Origin of the sequence: Bacillus sp. JJ783 (genome assembly GCF_036963225.1) — a bacterium.
In the GTDB taxonomy this organism is placed as follows: Bacteria; Bacillota; Bacilli; order Bacillales; family Bacillaceae_G; genus Bacillus_A; species Bacillus_A cereus_U.
In genome coordinates, this window is record NZ_JBALMG010000178.1 from 1 (window position 1) to 2,386 (window position 2,386).

Below are 2,386 nucleotides of genomic sequence, written 5' to 3' on the forward strand. Positions count from 1 at the left end.
CTTAAAGGGGATAATATCACTGGTGGTCTTTTTTCTTGCTTTATTTATATTCCTCTACCAAATTCCACCCTCGTTAATTACAAACAATTTCTGTGCTACATTATGTTGTTCGTAATTAAAAGGGGTGTTTTCATTAGAAGATGGTATGTATATATTAAAATATTGGATGACCGCTGATTTTTCCTTTCCAGGTCTAGGAAAAAAATCGAGTTGAAAAAAGAAGAGCTAAAGTGTAAAATTACACTAAATGATACATAAGTTACTTTTTTAAAAGGAGGAGAGAAAGTGAATAAGGAGATTATAACTGAACTCATTTCAACGAAAATAAAGTTAATTCGTACTGAAAAAGGGTATACGCAGGATGAAATGGCTGAAGTTCTCGGCATTTCAAAGAAAACACTTGTTCAAATCGAGAAGGGAAGATCTAAAACGGGTTGGACCAATACCGTTGCTATTTGTGCATTATTTAGGGATAGTGAGGTTTTACAGTCCACTCTAGGAGATGATCCGTTAGTAGTAATCGAAACAATAGCCCATAAATGTATTAACAACTTCAAAGAAAAAACATTGGGGGGAAAAGTCTGGTGGAAACAAATTCAAGAAAAAGGGGACTTTCGCTTACAACAAAATCTGATTAGCAAGCATTATCGTATTTTAGACAAACATGATTACCGTTGGTTTAATTCGTTTGATTTAGAAAAAGCACTAGATCAACTTGATAAATTAACAGGGGATCCGGAAAATTAAATAATTTCTTAAAACTGAAGAAAGGGGAATATATACTTACATTAGAATGGTTCTCCTTTTCTTTGGGCTTACAGTAATGGTTACACATAGAATAAATTTGTTACTCAATTAATTTGCTGTACGTTGGAATGTGTGGAAACACCACTCATGTTCTTAAACGGACTATGTCATGCAATTAAAAAGTCCTATTGTTCCTATGAAGTAGGATGCATAGCTGTTTTCTATTATTATGTATCATTTTACAATTGTTGAAATACAACTTATCAACTAGGAGAAAATTATATATGATCATCTTGAGCTTTCTTTGGATTTACTTTATGCCCATTTTCTGGTTATGTGGATTTATTGGTGGGATTTATTTAATTATTGCAGGGATTGAAAATCGTAAATTACTCGTAAGTGTAATGGGATTACTTAGTCTTTCCCTTGTCGTACTACCTTTTGTGTGTTGGGGTATGGGAATTGATGCAGAATATCTTCTTTCACCCGTTCCATACTTTATCCTATTCACTTTAAGTGGGTTATTAGCAGGATTCAATGGACTACAAGCAAAAATTAAGAGCATACGCAATATGGGATTTATTATTTTTATTACTGGAATATTAGGGGCTTTTTTCTATTATTTAATGTCTGTAACTGATTCAGTTTATATCTATTAGTTATTTTGGTTACGAAAACTCAATAAGTGTTTTTCAAACTATGAAACTATATTATTAATAAGTTAAGGAATCTATTTATAATGAAAATAATAAAAAAGATGTTAAAAAGTTATACATTTTTATCTTTAGTAATCGGTTTATTACCCTGTAATTTTCGCATAAAAAGAATAAAAATAACATATAGCGTGATATTTAGTTTATTGCTATTAACATCATGTGATATATCAAATGAAGAAATTGAACAAAAAGCACAAAATTATACAAAATCAGAGTATGGTTTTTCTGTTAAACTAAACCAAATTGAAATACCTGGCCAAGGTAAGGATTTTTCAGGCCCAGACACACGAATAGCTTCTGTACAGCAAGTAGATGAACCATATTTACAATTTCAATTATATTTCGATGGACGAATCTCTCCAAAAGTAAATAATGATAACTATAAAATAAAAAAAGAAGCGAATGATTTACAAGAAAGATTCAATACATATTATGAAGAAAAAGGGAGTAATACTATACTTACTTTCGATCAAATGCAAACGGGGGATACTGTTTTCGATAAGAAGGCTGAGAAAGAAATAGCGAAGAAACATTCGAAGCATTATGTTACGGCAGTTTTCAGAAGTAATATCTTTTTGGATTTAAACAACCTTGCACATATGGAAAAATTAGCGGAGCTTGCAAGAAGTATTCAGGAATTTAATAAAACAATTGAAAATAATAAGAGTAGTGTGGAAGACATAACGATTCAGCTGCCAAATGCTAATAAGAGTTTATTACAAAATATTGCAGTAGATTATGTATTAACGGCTGAAGAAGCAAAAAAGACCTTTGAGAAAAAGGATGATTATATGAAAGCTTTACAGCTTACAAAGTAAAAAAGGAAATCATTTCGATTTCCTTTTTTATATTCTATTCATATACAAGGAGATCATTGATAAATGAATTGGGTTTTTATATCTCAAAAGGTACACCTTTTGAAG

Annotated in this window: 3 protein-coding genes; all 3 read left to right on the forward strand. The window is 30.8% G+C overall.

Annotated elements, in window-relative coordinates; translation table 11 throughout:
- The first annotated feature begins 285 nt into the window (after positions 1-285).
- The 3 genes from V7038_RS26925 (at position 286) to V7038_RS26935 (ending at position 2,281) form a co-directional block, all read left to right on the forward strand.
- The gene (locus tag V7038_RS26925) at positions 286-747 is read left to right on the forward strand and encodes a helix-turn-helix transcriptional regulator (RefSeq protein ID WP_078185794.1); all 462 of its coding nucleotides are present in this window, start codon (positions 286-288) and stop codon (positions 745-747) included.
- Positions 748-1,031: 284 nt separating this feature from the next.
- Positions 1,032-1,406 carry an ammonia permease gene (locus V7038_RS26930; protein WP_070139345.1) on the forward strand — a complete coding sequence of 125 codons (375 nt, stop codon included), beginning with the start codon at positions 1,032-1,034 and terminating at the stop codon, positions 1,404-1,406.
- Positions 1,407-1,564: 158 nt separating this feature from the next.
- Positions 1,565-2,281 (forward strand): hypothetical protein, encoded by a 717-nt coding sequence (locus tag V7038_RS26935; RefSeq protein WP_199659642.1) that lies wholly within the window; start codon positions 1,565-1,567, stop codon positions 2,279-2,281.
- Positions 2,282-2,386 lie beyond the last annotated feature (105 nt).

Excerpts from the sequence above, each read along its gene's own strand:
- V7038_RS26930 (WP_070139345.1), top strand. The coding sequence starts at position 1,032 with ATGATCATCTTGAGCTTTCTTTGGATTTACTTTATGCCCATTTTCTGG.